The 1,998-nt window shown below is 61.5% G+C and carries 3 protein-coding genes; 2 read left to right on the top strand and 1 reads right to left on the bottom strand.

What is annotated here, in order from left to right:
- On the top strand, nucleotides 1–598 hold a 598-nt coding region (locus ABX749_RS31095; protein WP_372899456.1), incomplete at its 5' end, for a stage II sporulation protein M.
- Nucleotides 588–1,583 carry a hypothetical protein gene (locus tag ABX749_RS31090; protein WP_372899455.1) on the top strand — a complete coding sequence of 332 codons (996 nt, stop codon included), beginning with the start codon at nucleotides 588–590 and terminating at the stop codon, nucleotides 1,581–1,583. The genes ABX749_RS31095 and ABX749_RS31090, both read left to right, overlap by 11 nt.
- 233 nt (nucleotides 1,584–1,816) lie before the next feature.
- Here the strand turns inward: ABX749_RS31090 and ABX749_RS31085 are convergent.
- Nucleotides 1,817–1,998 (bottom strand): hypothetical protein (locus ABX749_RS31085; RefSeq protein WP_372899454.1); only part of this gene is annotated, 182 nt, incomplete at its 5' end.

The raw sequence follows: 1,998 nt of genomic DNA, 5'->3' as shown, positions 1-1,998 counted from the left end.
GCTGGCGGTGCGTCCTGAAGAATACACCGCGCGGGCGGCGTTCTACATCCGCCACAACACCGGGATCGGGCTGCAGTGTTTTGCCTATGGCATTCTGTTGATTCCGTGTCTGGTCACACTCGCCTACAACGCCATCGTCCTGGGCGCGACCTTCGGTTACATGTCCCGTGACGGGATCGAAGGGGCCGATCATTTCTTCGAATTTGTGACCGCGCATGGTCCTTTTGAACTCACGGCGATCGCGTTATCGGCCGGCGCGGGATTGCGATTGGGCATGGGGCTGTTCTACACCCGCGGGCTGTCGCGTGTCGACTCGGTCCGTCAAGCCGGACGAGACGCGGTGCCGGTCATGGCGGCCAGCGCGACGATGTTTGTGTTGGCAGCGTTCACCGAAGGGTTTCTGTCTCCCAGCGGGGCGCCCTATTTGATCAAGGTGGCGTGGTCGATTTTTTCCAGCGGCATGATCACGCTGTATTTCGTCGTGCTCGGATTCCCCCGAAACGAAAGCGAGCGTGGATCGTTGGTGCGGACGGCACGCTACGCCGATTTGGTGGATTCGCGCGTCTCCGCTGACGCTGGAGACCGTGATGCAACTTGATCAAACCCACGTGGCCGTCCGGGTCCGAACGTTGACGGAAATCGGCGACCTGGCGCTCGTGCTGTTGCACCGCTACCCGTCGATGCTGTTGATCGGGTTCTTGTTGGGCGCCTGGCCTTGGATGATTGCCAACGCGCTGCTGCTGTCTTGGATTCCCTTGACCGAAGCACAGTATGGCTTGGATGATTCCGAGGCGACTTGGGAACTGATCCGCTACGGGACCTGGATGGCGTTGCTGGTGTTTTTACAGACACCGGCGGCGGGAGTCGTCACGACGATTTACTTGGGCCAAGCGGTGTTCGAACAAAAGCCCAGTTGGCGCAGCGCGCTGAAGATCTCGCGGCAACAATTCTGGCGTTGGTTCTATTGTTTGGGGATTCGGCGGTTGGCAATCCCGGTGATGATCCTGGTCGCGTTGCGATTGTTCCAGCCCTACGACACGTTCCTGGACATCACGCTGCCCATCATCATTTTTTTCGTCGCCTTGGTGGTCCGTGCCGGGCGGCCGTTTCTGCCGGAGATGATTTTGTTGGAGATGTGTCCGCTGCGAAGCAAGAATGCCAACGAGATCACGCTCGGTCGCCGGGCACGCGCCTTGCATCGCCCCGCCGGTAGTGACGTCGGCAGCCGCTGGATCGCGGTCGCCATGACGCTGACCGTCATCTTTGCCGGACTGTTTTATAGTCTGGTGTGGGTGCGTGGGATCGCGATCGGCTATTGGAATTTTGGCCTGGTGACACTGCTGGTGCTTTATCCGTTGGCCCTTTGGGTGGTCGGCGGGTTGAGCGTGGTGGTGCGGATGATCGCCTATCTGGACACACGCATCCGTCTGGAGGGCTGGGACGTCGAACTGGCCGTGCGGGCCGAGGCGCTGCGTCAATTCGGCGAAGAAACCGGCGTCCCCAAAGTGGCGTCGCAGCGGCCGGTTGAATCGGTCCCGCCGCCGATCCCGCTCGACAACGCTGCAATCGGAGAAGCGCCGTGATTCAGTGCACCTCGAATCAACGCAGCGTCTCCGGTCGACCATCCCGCTGCGGTTCGCGCCATTGGCCGCCAGGAGACCGGCGGCCAGAATCCTGGCAGGGAATCCTGATCGGCAACGCTGTGAAGCATTTTTTAGCGGTAGGGCGCGAGCCCTCCGGTGTTTCGGGAACGATGAGGGACCGGAGGGCTTGCGCCCTGCCGCTAACCCCTCGTCAAACGCAGGGAATAAATGCTTCACAGCGTTGCCTGATCGGCCTGACGGTGATCGTTCTGGCACTGGTCGTGCCACCGTCGCTGACCGGGCACGTCGCCGACGCCGGCGTTGTACCGTTGAATCGATCGGTTGGGTCGGATCTGGGGACAAGCCCGGACGCTGGCGCGCACCGGCTGATGCCGACCGTACAACGTCCCGTCGC

It is taken from the genome of Stieleria sp. (assembly GCF_041595215.1).
Lineage (GTDB): Bacteria > Planctomycetota > Planctomycetia > Pirellulales > Pirellulaceae > Stieleria > Stieleria magnilauensis.
The sequence above is the reverse complement of the archived record's forward strand: the minus strand, read 5'-3'. Positions and strand labels throughout refer to the sequence as shown.

Coding starts and splice junctions, on each gene's coding strand:
- ABX749_RS31090 (WP_372899455.1), top strand. CDS start 588: ATGCAACTTGATCAAACCCACGTGGCCGTCCGGGTCCGAACGTTGACG.